General features: G+C 65.8%; 18 protein-coding genes. 17 read left to right on the top strand and 1 reads right to left on the bottom strand.

Annotated elements, in window-relative coordinates; genetic code table 11:
- The first annotated feature begins 109 nt into the window (after positions 1-109).
- The 6 genes from K2O51_RS21440 (at position 110) to K2O51_RS21415 (ending at position 7,860) form a co-directional block, all read left to right on the top strand.
- Positions 110-1,663: a TolC family protein gene (locus K2O51_RS21440; protein WP_011297903.1), complete on the top strand. Its 1,554-nt coding sequence runs from the start codon at positions 110-112 to the stop codon at positions 1,661-1,663.
- Positions 1,656-2,801, top strand: coding sequence for an HlyD family secretion protein (locus K2O51_RS21435; RefSeq protein ID WP_011297902.1), 1,146 nt, complete (start codon positions 1,656-1,658; stop codon positions 2,799-2,801). Before K2O51_RS21440 ends, K2O51_RS21435 begins: the two co-directional genes overlap by 8 nt.
- Positions 2,791-3,840, top strand: coding sequence for a DUF2955 domain-containing protein (locus tag K2O51_RS21430; protein ID WP_220631626.1), 1,050 nt, complete (start codon positions 2,791-2,793; stop codon positions 3,838-3,840). Before K2O51_RS21435 ends, K2O51_RS21430 begins: the two co-directional genes overlap by 11 nt.
- Positions 3,841-3,854: 14 nt before the next feature.
- Positions 3,855-4,328 carry a potassium channel family protein gene (locus tag K2O51_RS21425; RefSeq protein ID WP_011297900.1) on the top strand — a complete coding sequence of 158 codons (474 nt, stop codon included), beginning with the start codon at positions 3,855-3,857 and terminating at the stop codon, positions 4,326-4,328.
- A gap of 308 nt (positions 4,329-4,636) precedes the next feature.
- A complete protein-coding gene (locus K2O51_RS21420) occupies positions 4,637-6,418 on the top strand; it encodes a putative bifunctional diguanylate cyclase/phosphodiesterase (protein ID WP_140950546.1) in 1,782 nt (593 codons plus the stop codon).
- A gap of 8 nt (positions 6,419-6,426) precedes the next feature.
- Positions 6,427-7,860, top strand: coding sequence for an HDOD domain-containing protein (locus K2O51_RS21415; protein WP_220631625.1), 1,434 nt, complete (start codon positions 6,427-6,429; stop codon positions 7,858-7,860).
- A gap of 167 nt (positions 7,861-8,027) precedes the next feature.
- On the opposite strand, the gene K2O51_RS21410 is transcribed toward K2O51_RS21415, so the two are convergent.
- Complete coding sequence (locus K2O51_RS21410; protein WP_011297897.1) at positions 8,028-8,801, bottom strand: LuxR C-terminal-related transcriptional regulator; 774 nt, start codon at positions 8,799-8,801, stop codon at positions 8,028-8,030.
- 502 nt (positions 8,802-9,303) lie between these two features.
- On the opposite strand from K2O51_RS21410, the gene tssB reads away from it, so the two are divergent.
- The 11 genes from tssB to K2O51_RS21355 all read left to right on the top strand — a co-directional run bounded on the left by tssB (position 9,304) and on the right by K2O51_RS21355 (position 21,295).
- On the top strand, positions 9,304-9,852 hold the full coding sequence (gene tssB, locus K2O51_RS21405) for a type VI secretion system contractile sheath small subunit (RefSeq protein WP_011297896.1): 549 nt from the start codon (positions 9,304-9,306) through the stop codon (positions 9,850-9,852).
- Positions 9,853-9,895: 43 nt separating this feature from the next.
- Positions 9,896-11,398: a type VI secretion system contractile sheath large subunit gene (gene tssC, locus K2O51_RS21400; RefSeq protein ID WP_011297895.1), complete on the top strand. Its 1,503-nt coding sequence runs from the start codon at positions 9,896-9,898 to the stop codon at positions 11,396-11,398.
- A 101-nt stretch (positions 11,399-11,499) separates the two neighbouring features.
- Complete coding sequence (locus K2O51_RS21395) at positions 11,500-11,982, top strand: Hcp family type VI secretion system effector (protein WP_011297894.1); 483 nt, start codon at positions 11,500-11,502, stop codon at positions 11,980-11,982.
- Positions 11,983-12,023: 41 nt separating this feature from the next.
- On the top strand, positions 12,024-12,488 hold the full coding sequence (tssE, locus tag K2O51_RS21390) for a type VI secretion system baseplate subunit TssE (RefSeq protein ID WP_220631624.1): 465 nt from the start codon (positions 12,024-12,026) through the stop codon (positions 12,486-12,488).
- A complete protein-coding gene (gene tssF, locus K2O51_RS21385; RefSeq protein WP_220631623.1) occupies positions 12,481-14,241 on the top strand; it encodes a type VI secretion system baseplate subunit TssF in 1,761 nt (586 codons plus the stop codon). The genes tssE and tssF overlap by 8 nt, the downstream gene beginning before the upstream one ends.
- Positions 14,196-15,269, top strand: a complete 1,074-nt coding sequence (tssG, locus tag K2O51_RS21380) for a type VI secretion system baseplate subunit TssG (protein ID WP_245001950.1) — start codon at positions 14,196-14,198, stop codon at positions 15,267-15,269. Before tssF ends, tssG begins: the two co-directional genes overlap by 46 nt.
- 12 nt (positions 15,270-15,281) lie before the next feature.
- Positions 15,282-17,978, top strand: a complete 2,697-nt coding sequence (gene tssH, locus K2O51_RS21375; protein WP_140950544.1) for a type VI secretion system ATPase TssH — start codon at positions 15,282-15,284, stop codon at positions 17,976-17,978.
- Between the two features lie 4 nt (positions 17,979-17,982).
- Positions 17,983-19,911, top strand: a complete 1,929-nt coding sequence (locus K2O51_RS21370; RefSeq protein WP_220631622.1) for a type VI secretion system Vgr family protein — start codon at positions 17,983-17,985, stop codon at positions 19,909-19,911.
- 8 nt (positions 19,912-19,919) lie between these two features.
- On the top strand, positions 19,920-20,636 hold the full coding sequence (locus tag K2O51_RS21365) for a toxin-antitoxin system YwqK family antitoxin (protein WP_011297888.1): 717 nt from the start codon (positions 19,920-19,922) through the stop codon (positions 20,634-20,636).
- A 4-nt stretch (positions 20,637-20,640) separates the two neighbouring features.
- A complete protein-coding gene (locus K2O51_RS21360; RefSeq protein ID WP_011297887.1) occupies positions 20,641-21,027 on the top strand; it encodes a DUF4280 domain-containing protein in 387 nt (128 codons plus the stop codon).
- A gap of 7 nt (positions 21,028-21,034) precedes the next feature.
- Positions 21,035-21,295: a hypothetical protein gene (locus tag K2O51_RS21355; protein WP_011297886.1), complete on the top strand. Its 261-nt coding sequence runs from the start codon at positions 21,035-21,037 to the stop codon at positions 21,293-21,295.
- The last annotated feature ends 4 nt before the right edge of the window (positions 21,296-21,299 follow it).

The raw sequence follows: 21,299 nt of genomic DNA, 5'->3' as shown, positions 1-21,299 counted from the left end.
GGAGACCCGTATGCCGCAGGTTCCCACCATGGGAATGACGATCCGCCTAAGGCTACCCGGCATGCGCGCCCGGCGCTGGCCTGTTCTTTGCCGTGGCCGGTAGCTGACCATGCCGCTCCCGGCCCGTTCGCCCCTCCGGCTGATGATGGCGGCCTTGCTGCTCGGCGGCTGTACCCAGCTTGGCCCCGACTTCCAGGCGCAACGCGAGCCGTGGACCGAATCCTGGAGCAGCCCCTCACTCGAACAAGCCACTGAGCAACGGGAGCAGCCCGACCTGCGCCAGTGGTGGCGGGTGTTCGACGACCCCATCCTGGAAAAACTGATTGCCGAGGCCGACGCCAATAACGCCGGCGTCAGGATCGCGGGCCTGCGCGTGGTGGAGGCCCGGGCCCAGCTTGGCATTGCGCAGGCCGGGCGCTATCCGCAGGTCCAGCAAGCGAGTGGCGAGGCGCTTTACGTCCATAGCCGGCAGTCCGGCGCCACGGTGCAGACCAGCCGCGTCTGGCAGTTCAGCGCCGGTTTCGACGTTGGCTGGGAGCTGGATTTCTGGGGGCGCTTCAGCCGCGCGATCGAATCGGCGGATGCGGCATATTTTGCTTCCCAGGCCAACTATCAGGACGTACTGGTTCTGCTGCATGCGCAACTGGCCCAGACCTATTTCACTTTGCGCACGGCCGAAGCACGGTTACGCATCGCACGCGAGAACGCGCGGCTGCAGAAGCGCAGCTATGAAATCACCGAACGCCTGTTCAAGGGAGGCGAGAGCGACGAGCTCGATCTGCAGCAGGCCAAGACCCAATACCTCGGCACGCTGAGCAGCATTCCCGAACTGGAGGGCCAGATCCTGCATGCACGCAATGCGCTGGCCATCCTGATCGGGCGCCCGCCGGCTCCCATGCACGAACTGCTGGACATGCCCGACAAGGAGGGTGTGGTGCCACTGATCGACCGGGCGGTGCTGCGGGACGTCCCGGCCAGCCTGCTGCTGCGCCGCCCGGACATCCGCGCTGCCGAACTGCAGATGGCTGCGCAGTCGGCGCTGATCGGCGTGGCCAAGGCCGAGCTTTATCCGTCGCTGACGCTGCTCGGCAGCATTGGCTGGTCGGCCAGCTCGTTGCCCGCCACGCCTAACGGGCTGGTGCTGATCGCCGGGCCCAGCCTGCGCTGGAATGTGTTCGACTACGGGCGCATCCGCAACAACGTGCGCATCCAGGATGCGCGCCTGCAGCAGCTGATCGTTTCCTACCAGGACTCCGTGCGCCAGGCCGCGCGCGAGGCCGACGATGCCGCCAGCGGCCTGATCAAGGCGCTGGAACGCGAAGCGATCCTGGCGCAGGCATCGCAGTCCGCGAACCGTTCGCTGGCGCTGGCCACTGCGCTGTTCCGCGAGGGGTACTCGGACTTCCAGCGCGTGCTGGACGCCCAGCGCGCGCTGTTTGCCCAGCAGGACGCTTACCTGGTCAACCGCAGCACGGCAGTCGCGGATCTGATCGCACTGTACAAGGCGCTCGGCGGTGGCTGGGACACGGCGCAGCCGCTCGTCGATACCGCGACACGGCAGCAGATGGAGCAACGTACCGACTGGGGCGGCCTGCTCGACGAGACGGTGAACGCTACAACCGGCAAACGCTCTTCCTTGCAGCGAGGCACACCCAATGAGTGACGACGCGCCACCCGCCCCGGTATCTCCGCCCCCGGCGCCCGCGCCATCGCCAACGCCATCTCCCTCGGCAGATCCGGCCGGAAAGGGCGTAAAGGTGGTGGTGGTGCTGATCGTGCTGAGCCTGGCCTGGTACTTGTTCGCGGACCGTTATACGCCCTACACACAGCAGGCGCGCGTCCAGGCCTTTGTCGTGCCGGTGGCATCGGAGGTTTCGGGCCGCGTGACGCGTGTGCTGGTGCACAACAACCAGGACGTGCAGGCGGGAGCGGTCCTGTTCGAGGTCGATCCGCAGCAATACCGCATCGCGGCCGATCGGGCGCGCGCGGACCTGGAATCCATGCGCCGGCAGATCGGTGCGAGCACGGCCGGGATCGCCTCGGCTCAGGCCGGGCTGCGCGCCGCGCAGGCCAACGAGGTCAAGGCGCGCCAGGACAGTGACCGCCTGGAACGCCTGTATAGCGAGGATCCCGGCACTGTCTCGCTGAGGCGGCTCGAGGTGGCGCGCGCCACGCATACGCAGGCCGTCAGCCAGGTCGACGCAGCCCGCGCCGAGGTGGTACGCGCGCGCGAGCAGCAGGGCGGCAGCGAAGAGGACAACGCCAAGTTACGCAGCTCCGCCGCGGCGCTGGAGAAGGCCGAACTGGATCTCGCCAACTCCCGGGTCCGCGCTCGCATCGCTGGCCTCATCACCGATCTGCGCACGGAAGCGGGCCAGTATGCCGCGGCAGGCAGCCCCGTCATGACGCTGATCGCGATTCATGACATCTGGATCAGTGCGGACATGACCGAAAACAATCTTGGCCGCGTCGAGCCAGGTACCCCAGTGGGAATCGTGCTCGATGCCTTGCCGGGCAGGGTACTTTCCGGCCGGGTGCGCAGCATCGGCTATGGGGTGAGCGTCGGCCAGAGTCCGCCACCGGGCAGCCTGCCGACCGTCCAGAACAGCCGCGACTGGCTGCGTCCGGCCCAGCGGTTTCCGGTGATCGTCGAGATCGACAAGGGGGAACTGACGACGCTGCGGGGTGTCCGCGTAGGCGGGCAAGCCGAGGTGATGGCCTTCCCGACCGATGGCAATCCGCTCAACCCGCTCGGCCGGATATTCCTGCACCTGATGAGCTGGCTGTCCTATGTCTACTGATGGCGGTGCGGCCAGCGCGGCAGGCATCCGCGGGCGGCGAGCGCTGCGGCTGGCCATCGGTACAGCAATCTGCCTGGCGACGAGCTTCGGCCTTGGCTGGGCCATTCCGATGGTGGCACCCGTCATGGGCGCATTCGTGCTGGCTTCGTTCGACCGGCCGTTGCCCGCGAGGGCCGGCGTGGGGCTGGCGTTGGTGGCCATGCTGGCCACCGGCAGCGGCCTGCTGATCGTCCCGTTCCTGCGCCACTACCCGTTCAGCGGCGTGTTGATGACAGGGCTGGGCTTGTTCCTGGCCTTCCGCCATGGCCTGCGTGGTGGCAACAGCCTGGTCGGCACGCTGCTGGCAGTCGGCCTGACCATGATTTCGGTGGCTGGCACCGCGGACATCGGCCTGGCCGTCACCGTCATCGCCGCGCTGGTCAAGGGGCTGCTGCTGGCGGTGGCGGTCCTGGCGCTCTGCTACTGGCTGATTCCGGAACCGGCAAAGAGACCCGCCGCGCCGCGCGGCCCGGCATTTTCGGTGCACGATGCCAATTGGATGGCGCTGCGCTCGGCCCTGGTGGTCATGCCGACCGTCCTGCTGGCCCTGGGCGACCCAGCCGCCTACATGCCGATTCTCATGAAGGCCGTCAGCCTGGGCCGCCAAAGCTGCACGATGGCGCGCGGCGCCGCACTTGAACTGATCGGCTCCACGCTGCTGGGCGGGCTGCTGGCGATCTTGTTCTGGTGGGCCCTGGGCTTGTTCGTGCATCTGTGGATGTTCTTCCTGTGGATGCTCCTGTTCGCGCTGTTGCTGGCGCGCAAGCTGTTTGCAGGGCCACCCGCGCGGCTTTCGCCGGGCTTCTGGCTTAATACGCTGGTGACCCTGATCATCCTGCTGGGTCAGTCCGTCGAGGACAGTGCGGCAGGCAAGGATGTCTACCATGCCTTTGCGGTCCGCATGGGGCTGTTCATCGGGGTGACGCTGTACGCGTGCCTGGTGCTGCGACTGCTCGATCAACGCCGCCGGGACTCGCACGCCGTGCGCCCCACGACCTGACAGGGAAAACCACCGTGCGCATTCATTTGCTTGTCGCCATCCCGGTCATGCTGACCTGCCTGCTACTGCAAAGCCTGGTCGTGGCGCTGTGCCTGCGCCGCTATGCGCGCTTCCGCAATGACTGGCACGGCGGTGAACCGCTCTGGGTGGACGTCGCCATGTTGTCGGCAGTGATGCTGACCACGTTGTGCGGCAACTTCGCGCAAATGGCCATCTGGGCAGGATTGTTCTTGCTGCTCGGCGAATTCACTAGCTTCGGCGTTGCTCTGTACCACTCGGCGGTCAACTTCTCCACGCTTGGCTATGGCGATATTGTCATGTCCGAGAACTGGCGCATGCTGGGTCCGATTGAAGCGGCCCACGGCATCCTGATGTTTGGCGTGTCGACCGCGGTGATGACCGCCGCCGTACTGGACGTGGTGAAAATCAGCGCAGCAAAGTTGTCACGGGACGCTAAAGACGAGACAACGGCTGCCGATAACCACTGACGTACCGAAATCTTTACCCTTGTCCGTGGCGCGCGATATCCACGTGCTTCCATAGATCAAGGGTTTTGTCTACCCCACACCTTAGTGAAACGGGAAGAGTGCGTTGTGAATGTCAATACCGTGACGGGTTTTGCAGCGCGATTCCGCGAGGCCGTAATAGAATTGGATTCCCGTCAATTCACACTCATGGCGGCCAGTCGTGTTTTCGGACCATTAATGCTGTCCTCTTTACCGGCTTTTCATGCGTTAACGCCGACCCCCGGGGATCGGCACGGTGCAGTCGTCAAACAGGCCAGGCCAACAACCACATGACGTCGTTTACGTATGATGCTGTGCACGCAGGCAATGCGCCGGGACCGGTCCGTTCCGGCAGCGTTGCCACAGCGACGACGCTTGCCGGTAACCGGGATGCCTGGGCGCTGCTGGAAGCCTGGGGTGGGTTGGCACTGCATGTCAGCGAGACCGGGAATATTCTCCAGGCCACCAGTGCTTCCGCGGATTTGCTGGCTTTCCCGCGCGAATATCTGCTGGATGCGTCGATCAAGGACATTATTGCCTTCGACGAACGCGAGCGCGCCGCCCATCTGCTGCAGGCCTGTTTTCGCGATGGCGTGTCCAGACAAGCCGATATCCGTTTTGCCAACGCCATAAACGGCACGCGCTGGATCGACCTGCGCATTTGCCGGCATGTCACTGCAGAGGGCAGAGCTTCGCTGCTGCTGTTTGGTGCCGACGTTACCAAATGGGCCCAGAAGCTCCATCAATTGACGGAACAGTCGCTGACCGATCCACTGACCGGTGTAGGAAACCGGGCGCTGATCCGCAACCGGGTGGAAGCGTATTTCACCGGCGATGCCTCGCAGCGCGGCCGCTTTGCCATTGCGCTGATGGATCTTGATGGATTCAAGAAGATCAATGATTCGCTCGGCCATGAGATCGGCGACATCCTGCTCAAGGAGTTGAGCCAGCGCCTGGTGGCAACCGTGCGCTCTCGCGACACCGTTGCGCGCCTTGGCGGCGATGAATTCGTGATCCTGCTTGACGACGTCAGTTCGGAAGAGGCCGCGGTGGGGATGCTCGAGCAGATCATGCGTGTCTGCAGGCAGCCGTTCCATCTGGCCGGCTGCCAGGTCCGTGTGACGACCAGCATCGGGCTGGCGTTTGCGTCGGGCGTGCGCGAGACCGATGCACAGCTGCTGCGGCGGGCCGACCGCGCCATGTACGAGGCCAAGGCCCAGGGCAACAACCGCTATTGCCTGTATTCGTCGGAACTCGACCATCGCCTGAACGAGCAATTCCGCATCGAGCAGGACCTGTTCGAGGCGGTCCTCAACGGCGAACTGTTCCTGCATTACCAGCCGATTTTCAGGGTCGGTCCGGACACGGTCTGCGCGGTCGAGGCGCTGATGCGGTGGGAACATCCGGCCGGATCCATCTCGCCCGAGGTGTTCGTGCCGCTGGCCGAAAGTAACGGCCTGATCAATCATCTCGGCGCCTGGGCCATCCGCTGCGCGTGCGCGCAACTGGCTGCCTGGAAGGCCAACGGTGTCGCACTCGGTTATGTGTCTGTCAACGTGTCGCCGGTGCAGTTCAGGCATCCGGGCTTTATCGACAGCGTACGCACTGCCATCCGCGATACCGGGATCGACCCGCACCGGCTGGTGCTGGAGATCACCGAAGGCGCGCTGATGACCGACCCCAAGGCTGCCGGGGACCTGCTGACCGAACTCGGAGCACTCGGAATCCGTTTCGCAGTCGATGACTTTGGCACGGGCTATTCGAGCTTGTCTTATCTGCGCCGTTTCCCCTTGTCCGCCCTGAAAATCGATCGCAGCTTTGTCGCCGATATGGTCGATTCTCCGCACGCCCGGACCATCGTTTCGGCGGTGCTGTCGCTCGCACGTGAACTCGGGCTCGTGGCGATTGCGGAAGGCGTCGAGACCGAAGCGCAATGCGATCTGCTGGCCGCACAGCGCTGTGAGTTGGCACAAGGCTGGCGCTTTGCCAAGGCAATGGCGCCCAATGATTTCGAGGATGCTGTCCGCACGGGCAGGTTCCGGCTTGACGCCGCGGACGCATTGGCTGGCTGATTGAGACTATGTCAAAGAAACAGTTCCTCGATCAGCTTTGGGCCAGGATGGCCCAGAAAGGCGATTTCCCGACGCTCCAGTATTGCATCGACAACGTCTTCAAGACGCTGAACAGCGACCTGAGCGTTGGTGAAATGGCCAGCACGGTGCTGTCGGACTTCAGCCTTTCCCAGAAAGTCATCCGGCTGGCGAACTCGGCCATGTACCGATCGTTCGGGGGCGAGGTCACTACCGTATCGCGCGCCATCATGGTGCTGGGCGTGGACACGATTACCCACCTCACGCTGGGAGTCCAGGTCCTCGACTTTTTTCAGGGCGTTGCGCCCAACCGGCCTCAAGCGGCGAGGGCGCTCAAGCAGGCCATCATGGCCGGCGAGATCACGCGCGCGCTCAACGATGCGCGCGGCATCCTTGGTGGAGAAGAAGGCGTTGTCTGCACGCTAATGCACCATGTCAGCCGCCTGCTCGTGATCTTCTACTTCCCGGACGAATGGGACCGCATCATGGCGCTAAGCGCCGACGGTGCCATGAGCGAAAACGACGCCTGCCGAGAAGTCATCGATATTTCGCTCGACGATCTGGCGAAAGCCGCAGCGTTTCGCTGGCGTCTGCCGGCACTGATCGCCGACGGCATGCTGGGCCGAGAGCTCCACGAAGAAACCGTACTGGAAACCCATGCCGACTGGCTCGGCGCGGTGGCAAGCCTGTCGTCCGATGCGGCAGCGTCGATCCTGGCCGAGCAGCCCGAGGAAGTCGTCCTGGAACCGCTGCTGACCCACGCGCAAAAGCTGGGACTGGAGCCGTCGCACGTCAACGTGGCGATTCAGCAGGCCGGGACACTGAAGGCGTCGATGGCGCGCTCGGAAGCACCGGATACTGGGGTGGGCAGCCTTCCCGACGACGGGGGCAAGCCCGCCGATACGTTGACGCGGCTGCAGCACGCACTGGCGGAAATCCGGCAGGAAGGCGCGGGAATGACCGTATCGCAGCTTGCCCCGCTGGTGCTCGAATCCGCCATGCGGGCGCTGAACTTCTCGCACTGTTTCCTGATGCTGCTGCACCCGACGAACAAGCGTTTCGGCGCGCGTCTCGGTTTTGGCGAAGGCATGCGGGACAAGCTTGAGAAGTTATCCTTCGAAGAAGGCTTCGTGCCGGACGTCTTCCATTTCGCGATGATTGCGCCCAAGCCCTTGCTCATCGAGGATTTGCGCGACAAGGCCGTGTCGCACCGCGTCCCGCGCTGGTATCGCGATGCCATGCCCGACACGCGCTCGGTGCTGCTCATTCCCGTCAAGGTTCGCAACAGGTGCGTCGCCATGATCTGCGGCGATTGGGGAGCCACGCGCATCGCTGGCGGGCTGACTGATGGCGAACTGATTGCTGCGGGGGACCTAGCTGGCGAAATTGCCACGGCTGTGTTGCGTTCGGCGCCGCAGCGCTAATGGCGCAAGGGCGCAGATCCCCAATACTGGCTCGCTCCGATGGGCGGCGGGAAGCTGCCCGTAGGCCTGCCTCCCATAGGTAATGCCCAGCTTGCCACGCAAAGTGAACACAGCGTGCGAGGCGGCATTGCCGGAACTCATCTGCAGCAAATTTTCAGAATGGCGTCTTAGTTCAGCAGCCCATACCGGCGCGCTTCAAAGGTGGCCTGGGTACGCGTCTTGACGCCCAGCTTCTTGTGGATGTTCTTGACGTGCGATTCGATGGTCAACGTGGACAGCGACAGCGCGGCGGCGATTTCGCGGTTGGTCGCGCCGCGGTCGATGCAGCGCAGAATCTCCAGTTCGCGCGTGCTCAGCGGGCTCCTGGCCTCGGGCCCCGCGCAGCCGGCCGGCGGGCTGCAGGCGGCGTGCGGGTCGGCAGGCACGAGCGACCGCAATACTTGCCTGGCGATGAACGGATCGATCGGCATGCCGCCGCGCAGGGCACTGCGCAGAGAGACCGAGAGTTCAGTGTCGTCGCGCTCCTTGAGCAGGTAGCCGCTTGCTCCGGCGCGCAAGGCACTCATTACGTCGGCTTCGGCGGCTGGATCGGAGATCACCACGATCGGCATGCGCGGATCGCGCGCATGCAGCGCGCCGATCAGGTCGATGCCATTGCCGTGGGCCAGGCTGCTGTCGACCAGGACCATGTCGAACGGGCGCTCGACCAGCTGGGCATGGGCTTCCTCGGGGCAGCAGGTGTAGGTGAGTGCGTCTGCCGTGTAGTCGAGATCCGAGAGGATCGCGCAAAGGCGGGCGCGCATACGCTTTTCGTGTCCGACCAGCAAGAGGTTCCCCGTCAGCGCAGGCTTCTTGTTGGTAATTGTTGGATTCATTTGGAAATGAGGGTTGACGGGCGAGCCACACTTTTGCCGTCCACGCCGCAGGCAGAAAACTGACATAAATGCATCGCTCTCAGAATACCCAAAAATGAGCAATTCGATGCCATCGACTTTCGCGTTTCTGGCAACTTTGCGCGAACTGTAGAAAATACCGGATTACAGGTATTGTCCTGTCCAAGTCGCACAGCGTAAATTTCGCCTGACTTCCGTTGCGCAACCAACAGAAACACAAAGATTTAGGGGTCAAAAGCGCGGAAGTAGGGGTTTTCCCGGGGATGTCGTGTTGTTTCTGACACAACATGTTCCGGGGCAAAAAGAGAGCCTGACGGGGCGAACGAGCTGGCAGCGCCCGCTGCTTGTGCACGCGGTCCCGATAGGAACGGGTAGCTAAAACACAAAGATTGCCAAAGAAGGCTTGCCTTGCGGCTGATGCGGCGTAGGCCGTCTTCGACCTCGGCGTGGGACGATGATTTCGTCTACGCCGGGGGGCTTTGCCATGCGCACGATATTTGTGCGAATTCGATGATTGTTCGGACGCATTCAAGTCCTTCCGGAGAGTTCCATGTCCAATAGCCTGCAGAAGTGGGTCGGGCGCAATCGCCCGCCCCGTGTCCAGATCTCGTACGACGTCGAAGTGGGTGACGCCATCGAGAAGCGTGAATTGCCCATGGTGGTCGGCCTTCTGGCGGACCTGTCGGGCCATCCCGCCGAGCCGCTGCCCAAGCTGAAGGAGCGCCGCTTCGTCGAGATCGACCGCGACAACTTCGACGAGATCATGGGCAAGATCGCGCCGCGCCTGGAGCTGTCGGTTCCCGACACCATGAAGGACGGCCAGTCCAACCTGAAGGTCGAACTGAACTTCGAGAAATTCAGCGACTTCCATCCGGAAAGCCTGGTGGGTCAGATTCCGCGCCTGGCCAAGCTGCTCGAGGCGCGCCAGCAACTGCGCGACCTGCTGGGCAAGCTCGACGGCAACGACGAGCTCGACTCGCTGCTCGAGCGCATCGTGCGCGATGCCGATGAGCTGAAGAAGGTGCGCAGCGAAGCCGACGCCGGCCAGCCGGCCGCAGCGGACGAGCAAGCCGCAGAAACGCCGGCCGACGCCAGCTAAGTCCGAAGCATAGGAAGCAACGAATTCCCTGAGGGTGATCCAGATGGCAAGCAATCCTATCGCCGAAGCGGCGACCGAATCGAAGGCGGCCGCCGCCGCCGCAACCGAACTGACCCTGCTCGAGCGCATCGTGCAGGAAGGCAACATGGCCGTGGAGCCGTCGCAGAGCGTCTACGCGAAGAAGCTGATCGGCCAGCTGGCCTCGCAGATTCTCGACGAAGGCATGCGCACCAGCCCCGACAAGAGCCTGGTGGCAACCATCAACGAGCGCGTGGCCGAGATCGACCAGTTGATCTCCGACCAGCTCAACGCGATCATGCACGACGCGGACTTCCAGGCGCTGGAAGCGTCGTGGACCGGCCTGCATGACATGGTGTACGGCACCGAGACCGGCCAGAACCTGAAGCTGCGCCTGCTCAACGTCAGCAAGCGTGACCTGCTGAAGGACCTGGAGTCGGCGGTCGACCACGACATGAGCGTGCTGTTCAAGAAGGTCTACGAAGAGGAGTACGGCACCTTCGGCGGCTATCCCTACACCGTGCTGATCGGCGACTACAGCTTTGGCCGCCATCCGCAGGACCTGGCGCTGCTGGAGCGCGTGTCGAAGGTGGCCGCAGCCGCCCACGCGCCGTTCATTGCCTCGGCCGCGCCGAGCCTGTTCGACCTCAAGACGTTCACCGACCTGGGTGTGGCGCGCGACCTTTCGAAGATCTTCGAGAGCGCCGAGCTGGCAGCCTGGCGCTCCTTCCGCGAGTCGGAGGATTCGCGCTATGTGTCACTGGTGCTGCCGTCCTACGCGGCACGCCTGCCGTACGGCGCCAAGACTAACCCCGTCGAGAACTTCAACTTCGAGGAAGATGTCGACGGCACCGATCACGGCAAGTACCTGTGGGCCAACTCGGCCTACCAGCTCGGTCTGCGCATCACCGGCGCCTTCTCGCGCTACGGCTGGGCTACCGCGATCCGCGGCGTGGAAGGCGGCGGCAAGGTGGACGGCATGGTTGCCCACGCCTACAAGACCGACGAAGGCGACGTGGTGCTCAAGTGCCCGACCGAGGTGACCATCACCGACCGTCGCGAGAAGGAGCTGAACGACCTCGGCTTCATCGCCATCGTCAACGCCAAGGGCTCCAACAGCGCCACCTTCTTCGGCAGCCAGACCGCCAACAAGCCCAAGATCTACAACAAGGACTCGGCCAACGCCAACGCGCAGCTGTCGGCTCGCCTGCCTTACGTGCTGGCGGCATCGCGCTTCGCGCATTACCTGAAGGTGATCATGCGCGACAAGGTGGGTAGCTTCCAGAACCGCACCGACGTGGAGAACTTCCTCAACAACTGGATCGCGGATTACGTGCTGATCAACCCGTCGGCATCGCAGGAAGCCAAGGCGCGGTTCCCGCTCAGCGAGGCACGCGTGGATGTGACGGAAGTGCCGGGCAAGCCGGGCGCCTATCGTGCGACCTGCTTCCTGAAGCCGCACTTCCAGATGGAAGAGCTGACCGCATCGATGCGCCTGGTGGCCGAATTGCCGGCCGCAGCCGCCTGATCGACACCGCCGCGCGGTGCAAGGCGGCCGGACGATTCCGCCCCCTTGCACCGCAGCCAGCCTGCTGACATTACCCGAGTTTCTCCGGAGCCAAACAAGCCATGGACACCATCATCCTCGAGATCACTGATATCAAGGGCAACACCAAGATCACCGGCCATGAAGACAAGATCCAGATCATGTCTTTCAGCAATGGTGTATCGATGCACATGAACCGGGATGTCTCGAATTCCGAGCGCACCATGGGTCGCCCGGACTTCCAGAACATCACCCTCAGCAAGATGACCGACCAGGCCACCCCGGGCCTGTACGGCGCCTGCGCCGGCGGCAAGGACCTTGGCGTGGTCAAGCTGCTGATGGGTCGCAACGAGGGCGACACGTTCATGCCGCTGATGACCTACACGCTGAAGAACACCATGGTCAGCAACATCAGCACCGGCGGTGGCGGCAGCGAAGCGATGGACACGTTCTGTCTGGATTTCACCGAGATCAAGGTCGAATACACCAAGCAGGGTTCGGACTCGAAGAAGCAGGGCACGGCCGCTTTCGGCTGGGACCTGGCTACCAACAAGGCCGTTTCCTGAGCGGCAGGCCTGCCTGGCGGACCTGAGCCCGAGGCGATTCCATGGCGACGATCATCAGCGGCGCACCCGTGCCCCTGTTCGAACGGCTGGCGTTCGGCGGCACCGAGCCGTCGGCGCACCTGCTCGACGGGGCGCAGTTGCGCCAATCGGTGGCGCGCGAACTGGGACGCCTGCTCAATACGCGCTCGCGCCTGTGCGCCGAGGCTTTCCTCGCCAGCGAGGGCACGGTGCTTGATTACGGCGTGCCCGACTGCTCTTCGCGTTCCCTGCAGTCCGGCCCGGACCGCGCGCTGATTGCCGCGCTGGTGCGGCATGCCGTGACTTTGTTCGAGCCGCGGCTGCGCAACGTGAACGTGCAATTCAGTACCTCTTTGAACACCGCATTGGCGCAGCCGGTCCTGCTGATCGACGGTGAGCTTTGTCTTGGCCAGGCGCCCGAGCGGGTTTCGTTCGAACTGGCCGCAGGCGACGAGACGGCCCAGCTGCGCGGGGCCGATCATGGCTGAGCTGGGCGAAGGCGACATCCTGCACTACTACAAGCGGGAGCTGTCCTATCTGCGTACGCAGGGCGCGGCTTTCGCCGAACGCTATCCCATGGTGGCGTCGCGCCTGGCGCTGCACGGCACCGAATCGCTTGACCCGCATACCGAACGCCTGATCGAGGCGACGGCCTTCCTGGCCGCACGTGTGCACCGCGATCTCGACCAGTCCTTTCCGCAGGTCGCTTCGTCGCTGCTGGAGAATGTCTGCCCGGCGCTGGTGCAACCGCTGCCCTCGATGACCGTGGTGCAGTTCGCGCTCGACCCGAGCCAGGGCAAGGTCACCGCAGGCTACCGGGTACCTCGCCATACCGGACTGCAGGCCCGTACCGAGGACGATCAGACCTGCCGCTTCCGCACCAGCTGGGAAACGACGCTGTGGCCGCTGACGGTCGAGCAGGCCCAGTTCGACCAGGACCATACCCTGCGCCTGACGCTTGCCTGTGCCGACGGTGTCGACTTCTCGGAGCTGGAACTCACCACGCTGCGCCTGCACCTGCACGGCGACTGGATGGTGACGATGCCGCTTTACGAACTGCTGTTGAGCGGGGTGGCCGGCGTGCGCATCGAGCCGAGCGACGGCGAGGCCTCGCTGCTGCCGGCTTCGGCCTGGCGCGAGGTCGGCTACGATGCCGACGAGGCCGTGCTGCCGCAGCCGCCCAATGCGCAACCGGCTTATGGGTTGATGCAGGAGTACTTCGCCTTTCCGCGCAAGTTCCACTTCTTCGATCTGGCGTTGCCCGCGGGCCGGCTTGGGCGCGGCACGCGCTGCGATATCGTGCTGCGTCTGGCGCGAGTGTCGCGCGGCATGGCGCGCATTGGCGCCGGCAATTTCCGCCTGGGCTGCGTGCCGGCCATCAACTTGTTCTCGCAGACCAGTGAGCCGATCGTGCTCGACCAGCGTCACTACGAGTACCGGCTGGTGGCGGACCAGCGGCGCGAGGCCGCCACCGAGATCCATTCGGTCAGCTCGGTGGTGCTGTCCGATCCGGCCAGCGATCGAACCCAGGCTGTGCCACCAGTTGCCGCGGCCAGCGGCGACGCGGGTGCCGACGGCGTGTACTGGTGGACCCGCCGCGAGCCGACCCTTCGGCCCGGCCTGTCCGGCACCGACACCTACCTGACCTTTGTCGATGCGGGCAAGACAAGCAGCCAGCCGGCAGCGCCAGTCGCCTATGCCAACGTGCTTTGCACCAACCGGCGCCTGGCCGAGCAGGTCCCGGTGGGCGCGCGCATGCTGGTGGAAAACGTTTCGCAGAACGCGCGCGTGCGTTTGCTGTACGAGCCGACGGTTCAGCGCAATCCGCCGCTGGGCGGCGAATCGCTGTGGCGGCTTGTGTCGTTGCTGACGCTGCATCACGGCACGCTGGCAAGCGGTGCCACCGGTCGCCACGAGGTGCAGCAGATGCTGCGCCTGTTCGCCGCCGACGGCAGCCGCGAATTGGAACAGATCCGTGGCATACGCAGCGTGCAATCGCGCGGTGTCACCGCACATATCGGCGGGGATGCCTGGCGCGGCTTCTGCCGTGGCACCGAGATCGCCATCGAGTTCGATGCCGACGCCTTTGCCGGGGGATCGCCGCTGTTGATGGGCGCCGTGCTGGCGCGCTTCTTTGCGTTGTACACCTCGGTCAATTCCTTTGTGCGGCTGGTGGTGCGCCGCGGAGACGAGATATGGAAGCAATGGGAGCCGATGACCGGCTGCCAGACGCTGCTGTGATCGACCGTCTCGCCGCCAACCCCGCCGCGTTCAACCTGTTCCAGGCCATCGGCCTGCTGGAACGGGCCACGCCCGGTGCGCATCCGCTCGGCCACGGCGACGGCAGCGGCGAGGCCGTACGCCTGCGCGGGCTGGTTTCGCTGGCCTTCCAGCCGCGCGATGTGGCATCGGTGGTTGCCGGTGCGCCGCAAGATGCCGACCATGCCGACAACGAGCCGCCCCGTGAGGCCGGCCAGCCGCCCTACACGCTGACCACGCCGGCCCTGTCGCTGGCGGGGGCAAATGGGCCGCTGCCGCTGCCATACACCGAGCTACTGCTGGAGCGGCGCGCGGCGCGCGACCATGCCATGGCGGAGTTGCTCGACATCTTCAATCACCGCTTCCTGTCCTTCCTCTATCGCGGTCGTGTCAAGCACGCGCCGGGGCTGGGCGCGCAGGCACCTGCCACCACGACGCTGGCCGGCTGCCTCGACGCGCTCAGCAACCTGGGCCTGCGTGCCGGCCCGCGCGGTCCGGGCGGCGCTGCGCCCTGGCTGCGCCACGCCGGCCTGCTGGGCGCCGCGCCGCGCTCGATGGAAGGGCTGCTGGCCTTGCTGGGCGACCGGCTCGGGCTGCGGGTGCGCGGCCGCCAGTTCGTCGGCGGCTGGCTGGCGGTGGAGCGCACCGACTCGGTCCGCCTGGGCGCGCGTGGCGCACCGGGGACGCAGCTCGGCGGAGGCGCGGTGCTGGGACGGCGGTGCTGGGACCAGTCCGCCGGCATCGGCCTGGACCTGCAGGTGCCGGACGCGCGCCGGCTGGAGGGGCTGCTGCCCGGTGGCCCCGATCACGGCCTGGTGGCATGGCTGGTGCGCAGCCATGCGTCGCAACCCTTCGACGTGCAGCTCGCGCTGCAGGTTGCCGAGCGGCCGGCCACGCGCCTGGGCGGCGGCGCCCGGTTGGGCTGGACTGCGTGGCTGGCCGGTGGTGCTGCTGCACGTCCCGCACCGGTGCGGCTGTCGCTGCGTGTCGGTGCCGACACGCTTTCATGATCCGAGACAAGCATGGACATCGATATCCGCACACTGCTGAGCCGGCTTAATCCGGAATGCCGCCAGGCCATGGAGGCCGCGGCGCAACTCTGCGTGCGCCACACCCACTACAACGTCGATGTCGAGCACCTGTTGGTGCAGCTGCTGGAGGTCGAGGCGCGCGACCTGCACGTCATCCTCGAGCACTTCGGCATTGCGCGCGAGACGCTGCTGGCGCAGCTGCACAAGGCCATCGACGGCTTCAAGCGCGGCAATGGCCGCACCCCGGCGCTGTCGCCCAACTTCTCGCCGCTGTTCCAGGAGGCCTGGCTGCTCAGCTCGATGCTGCTGGGCGAGCAACAGGTGCGCGCCGGCACGCTGATGCTGGCGCTGCTTGAAGTGGAAAGCCTGCGCGGCCTGCTTCTGGAGTCGGCGCCGTCGCTGCTGAAGATTCCACGCACGGCATTGCGCGAGGCGCTGCCCGTGCTGCTGGGCGCTGGCGCTGGCGGCGGCGCGCCGGCCGATGTAGCCGGGCGCGCCATGCCGGCAATGCCGCAGGCCAGCGCCGGCGGCGCACAGAAATCCGCGCTGAACCAATACACGATCGACCTGACGGCGCTGGCGCGCGAAGGCGCGATCGATCCGGTGCGCGGGCGCGACGGCGAGATCCGCCAGCTTGTGGACGTACTGCTGCGCCGTCGCCAGAACAACCCCATCCTGACCGGCGAGGCCGGCGTCGGCAAGACCGCCGTAGTGGAAGGCTTTGCCCAGCGCATCGTGGCCGGCGACGTGCCGCCGGCACTGCGCAATGTCTCGGTGCGCTCGCTCGATCTGGCCTTGCTGCAGGCCGGCGCTGGCGTCAAGGGCGAGTTCGAGAACCGGCTCAAGTCGGTAATTGCCGAGGTCGCGGCCTCGCCGGTACCGGTGATCCTGTTCATCGACGAGGCCCACCAGCTGATCGGCGCGGGTGGCAGCGAAGGGCAGGGCGATGCCGCCAACCTGCTCAAGCCGGCGCTGGCACGCGGCGAGCTGCGCACCATCGCCGCGACCACTTGGGCCGAGTACAAGAAGTACATCGAGCGCGATCCAGCACTGGCGCGCCGCTTCCAGATCGTCAAGGTGGAGGAGCCCAGCGAGCCGGTGGCCGTGGAGATGCTGCGCGGCATGGTGAAGAAGCTCGAAGCGCACCATGGCGTGGAGATCCTCGACGATGCCGTGCGCGATGCGGTCAAGCTGTCGCACCGCTATGTGTCGGGACGCCAGTTGCCGGACAAGGCGATCAGCGTGCTCGATACCGCTTGCGCGCGCGTGGCGATCGCGCAGAACGGCGTGCCGGCAGAGATCGAATCGCTCGGGCGCAGCATCGAAAACACCGAGAACCAGTTGCGCATTCTTCGGCATGAGGCGGCCACCGGTGCCAGCCGTGCCGACGAGATTGCCACTGCCACGCGCCAGCTCGAGGAGGCACGCAGCCAGCATGCGCGCCTGTCCGACAAGCTGGTGATGGAAAAGCGCGTAGTCGACGAGATCCTGGCATGGCGGCGCAGGATTGCCGCGTGCCTGGCCGGCCAGGCGGGTGGCGAAGCGGGCGTGGATGCACAGGACAGCGAAGACAGCGACGACAGCGCGGAATCGCTGAGCGCCAACCTGCTGCGGCTTGAAAAGGGCCTGGAGGCCGTGCAGTGCGACGAGCCAATGGTGCCGGTGTGCGTCAATTCGGCAGCGGTGGCCGAGGTCATCTCGAGCTGGACTGGCATCCCGGTGGGCCGCATGCTGGCCGACGAGCTTCACACCGTGCTTCACCTGCACGACAAGCTGGCCGAGCGGGTGGTCGGCCAGGACGAGGCGCTCGATGCGATCGCGCGGCGCATCCGAACCTTCCGCGCGGATCTCGACGACCCCGGCAAGCCGGTGGGCGTGTTCCTGCTGGTCGGTCCGAGCGGCGTTGGCAAGACCGAGACCGCCTGCGCGCTGGCGGACTTGTTGTACGGTGGCGAGCGCAACATGATCACCGTCAACATGTCGGAATTCCAGGAGGCGCACAGCGTGTCGGGGCTCAAGGGCGCGCCCCCGGGCTATGTCGGCTACGGGCGCGGGGGCGTGCTGACCGAAGCGGTGCGGCGGCGCCCCTATAGCGTGGTGCTGCTCGACGAAATGGAGAAGGCGCACCCCGACGTGCTGGAGCTGTTCTTCCAGGTATTCGACAAGGGCATGATGGAAGACGGCGAAGGGGTACCGATCGACTTCCGCAACACGGTCATCCTGCTGACCTCGAACGCGGCCCAGGACGTCATCACCGAGGCCTCGCAAGGCGGCCGGCGCCCGCCACCGGAAGAACTTGTAGAACGCCTGCGTCCGGCCCTGCTGCAGCGCTTCAGCCCGGCCTTCCTGGCGCGCATGGTGCTGGTGCCGTACTACCACCTTGGCGATGCGCAGATCACCGCCATCGTCGACCTCAAGCTTGGCCGGATGGCGCAGCGCTTCGAGCGCAACCACAACGCCCGCCTGACCTGGGACGACGCGCTGGCGCGCACCATCGTGCAGCGCTGCAGCGAAGTCGACAGCGGCGCGCGCAACGTCGACCATATCCTGACCCAGTCGGTGCTGCCGGAGCTCGCGCATCAGGTGCTGGAGCGCATGTCGATCGCCGAGCCGTTCGGCGGTGTGCATCTCTCGCTTGACGCGCAGGGCGGCCTAGCCTTCCGTTTCCTGCCGCCTGCGGAGGCCTGAGGCAATGATTCCGGCCACCGCCACCCAGTCCGACAGCTTCGCCACGGTCACCACGCCGTTTGGCGACGATGTGCTGCTGCTCGACGGATTTGCCGGGCGCGAGGCGCTTTCCGAGCTGTTTTCCTTCCAGCTGCGCATGCGCTCGGCGGACAAGGCGCTCGATGCCAGCCGCATCGTTGGCCAGAAGGTCACGGTCAGGGTGCAGCGGCCGGGCGGCTTCCTGCGTTGTTTCAACGGCATCGTGACGCGCTTCGCCCATACCGGCGCCGACCCCAGCCACGCGTTCTACAGCGCCGAGCTGGCGCCGCGCCTGTGGCTGCTGACGCTGGCGCGCGACCGCAGGATCTTCCAGAACCAGAGCGCGCTCGACATCATCCGCACCGTGCTGGGCGAGTTCGAGGTGGCATTCGACGCGCGCGTCACCGCTTCGCGCTACCCGGTGCGCGAGTACTGCGTGCAGTACGACGAAAGCCCCCTGCAGTTCATCTCGCGGCTGATGGAGGAAGAGGGCATCTTCTACTACTTCACCTTTTCCGACGGCGCGCACACCATGGTGCTGGGTGACAGTCCCTCGGCCCACGCCGCGCTGGCCCACGAGGCCGAGCTGTGGGGCGGCCAGCCGGGCGAGCAGGCGGCGGGCCTGCCGATGCTGGCGGCCTTCCGCATGGAACAGGGACTCGGTCCGGCCAACCACGTGCTGGTCGACTATGACTATGTGCAGGCGCAGACCAGCGAGGGCAGTGCGCAGCCGGACTCGAGCGCGCCCGGCGCGCGCCAGTACATTTTCCCGGGGCGCCACAAGGATGCCTCGGATGCCGCGCGCAAGGCGGCGGTGCGAGTGGCCGCACAGCAGGTCGAGGCTCGCTCCGGCAGCGGCGAGAGCAACTGTCACGGCCTTGCCGCAGGCAGTACCTTCACCCTCAACGGCCACGTCAATGCGGCACTGAACGCCGAGTACGTGGTGCGCGCGGTCGAGCACTCGGTGGCCGGCAGCCACTATGCCAACAGCTTCACGGTGTTTCCGCTGGCGGTGCCATTCCGCGCGCCGCTGGTAACGCCGCGTCCGCTGGTGGCCGGCACCCATACCGCAACCGTGGTCGGCTCCCAGGGCGAGGAAATCTGGACGGACCAGCACGGCCGCATCAAGCTCAAGTTCCACTGGGACCAGGCGCCCGGCGCCGACCAGGACAGCTCGTGCTGGGTCCGGGTGGCGCAGGGCATGGCTGGCCAGGGCTGGGGCCATCTGTTCCTGCCACGCGTGGGGCAGGAGGTGGTAGTCAGCTATGTCGACGGCGATCCCGACCGGCCGCTGGTGACCGGTAGCGTCTACAACGGCCAGGTGACGCCGCCGGTGACGCTTCCCTCGATGCAGACCCAGAGCGTGATCCGCTCGCGCACTTCCAAGAACGGCAGCGCCGGCAACGAGCTGCGCATGGAGGACAAGGCCGGCGCCGAAGAGCTCTACCTGCACGCGCAGCGCGACATGAACGTGGCGGTGGAAAACAAGCTGTCCACCACCGTGGTCGGCGCTGGCGAGTCGCATGTTGTCCAGAAGGGTGACCGGCTGGTCGAGGTGCAGTCGGGCAACGAAACTCACAAGGTGAGCGGCACCCGTAGCCTCGAGGTGACCGGTGACGAGACCCGCACCAACGGCGCCGCCTTCACCCAGGAGGTCAGCGGGGCCTACAAGCTCAAGGTGTCTGGCGATCTGGTCATCGACGTGACGGGCGCCATCACCATCAAGTCGGCAGGCTCGGTGGCGATTGAGGCTGGCACTTCGCTGAGCAACAAGGCGGGCACCACGCTGGCAAACAAGGCAGGCACTACGCTGAGTGGCGAGGGCCTGACCGTGCAGCAGAAGGCGTCGGCCTCGCACACGGTGGAAAGCGGCGGCATGCTGGAGCTCAAGGGCGCCATGGTGAAACTGAACTGAAGCCGCCGATGCACGCCACCGCCCCCCTGGACATTGCCGCCAACGCGAGCACCGCCCCCGCCGACACGCAAGTCGTCGAGGAGCGCGATGCCGCGGGCCAGCTGCTGTCGCGCTGTAGCGTGGCCGACGGGCTGCCGCACGGCCGCATGGAGCGCTTCGCCCCGGACGGTACGCGGCTGCTGGAAGCCAACTATGTAGCGGGCAAGCTGTCGGGCTGGCTGCGCAACTATGACGCGGCCGGCGAGCCGGTGCTGGCTTCGCACTATGCCGGCGGCCTGCTCCACGGTCCCAGCGAAAGCTACCAGCAAGGCCGTCTGGCCTGCCGCGAGCACTACGTGAACGGCGTGCTCGAAGGCGAGCGCAGCTGCTATGGGCCTGCGGGCGAACTCGTGGCGCAGGCAGTGTTTCGCCGGGGCCTGCTCGAGGGCGAAGCGATCTGGCTGCACGAAGGCGTGGTGGTGCGGCGCAGCCGCTTCCGTGCCGGCAAGCTGGAGGGCGAGACCCGCAGCTATGCGGCGGACGGGACCCTGACGCTGTCCGAGCCCTTTCGCGCCGACCTGCTGCATGGCACCGCACGCCGCTTCGACGAGGCCGGCCGTGTCAGCTGGCAGCGCGACTACACCGATGGCAAGCCGCGCGGCCAATGGCGCGCTGCGGCCGCGACCGACAATGGCGCCGCCGCGCCGAGTTTTTCCCAACGCCTCGAGCGCTGGGTCAGGGGCTGAAACCATGGGCATCCAGGTCAATACCGGCACCACCATGCAGTGCAGCTTTGGCGCAGCGCCGTCGGCGTTGTGCGTGCTGCCGGTCAATCGCGTTATGGCCGGCGCGCCGGCGGCCAACGTGATGGACAACAAGCCGATCGTCAATATTCCGCCATTCGGCAGCTGCAACTCGATGGCCAATCCGGTGGTGGCCGCAGCCACTGCTGCAGCGTTGGGCGCGCTCACGCCGATGCCCTGCGTGCCGGTGACCACCGCGCCGTGGATGCCGGGCTCGCCTACCGTGCTGATCGGCGGCATGCCTGCGCTGCAGAACTCATCCAAGCTGATGTGTGCCTGGGGAGGGGTGATCCAGATTGTGGCGCCGGGCCAGACCACCGTGATGACTGCCTGATACCAATATGACCTACGTCTTTTCCATGACTTCGCGGATGGTAGCCATCGCCGTGAGCTGCGCGGTGGTGCTGTGCGCGCTGTTGTTCCTGATGGGTATGGAGATCGGCGCCCGCCTGGCGCATCCAGCCCCGGCCGCCGCCCCCATGCAGATGCCGGCGCAACAACCGGTGCCGGAGTCAGACCAGATGCCCGCGCAGGCACAGACCAGCGCGCCCGGCGCTGTCGCCGAGGTGGCGACGGTTGCCAGCCCCCCCAAGATTCAATGAAACC

This window comes from Cupriavidus pinatubonensis (assembly GCF_019602855.1).
Taxonomy (GTDB): Bacteria; Pseudomonadota; Gammaproteobacteria; order Burkholderiales; family Burkholderiaceae; genus Cupriavidus; species Cupriavidus pinatubonensis.
The sequence above is the reverse complement of the archived record's forward strand: the minus strand, read 5'-3'. Positions and strand labels throughout refer to the sequence as shown.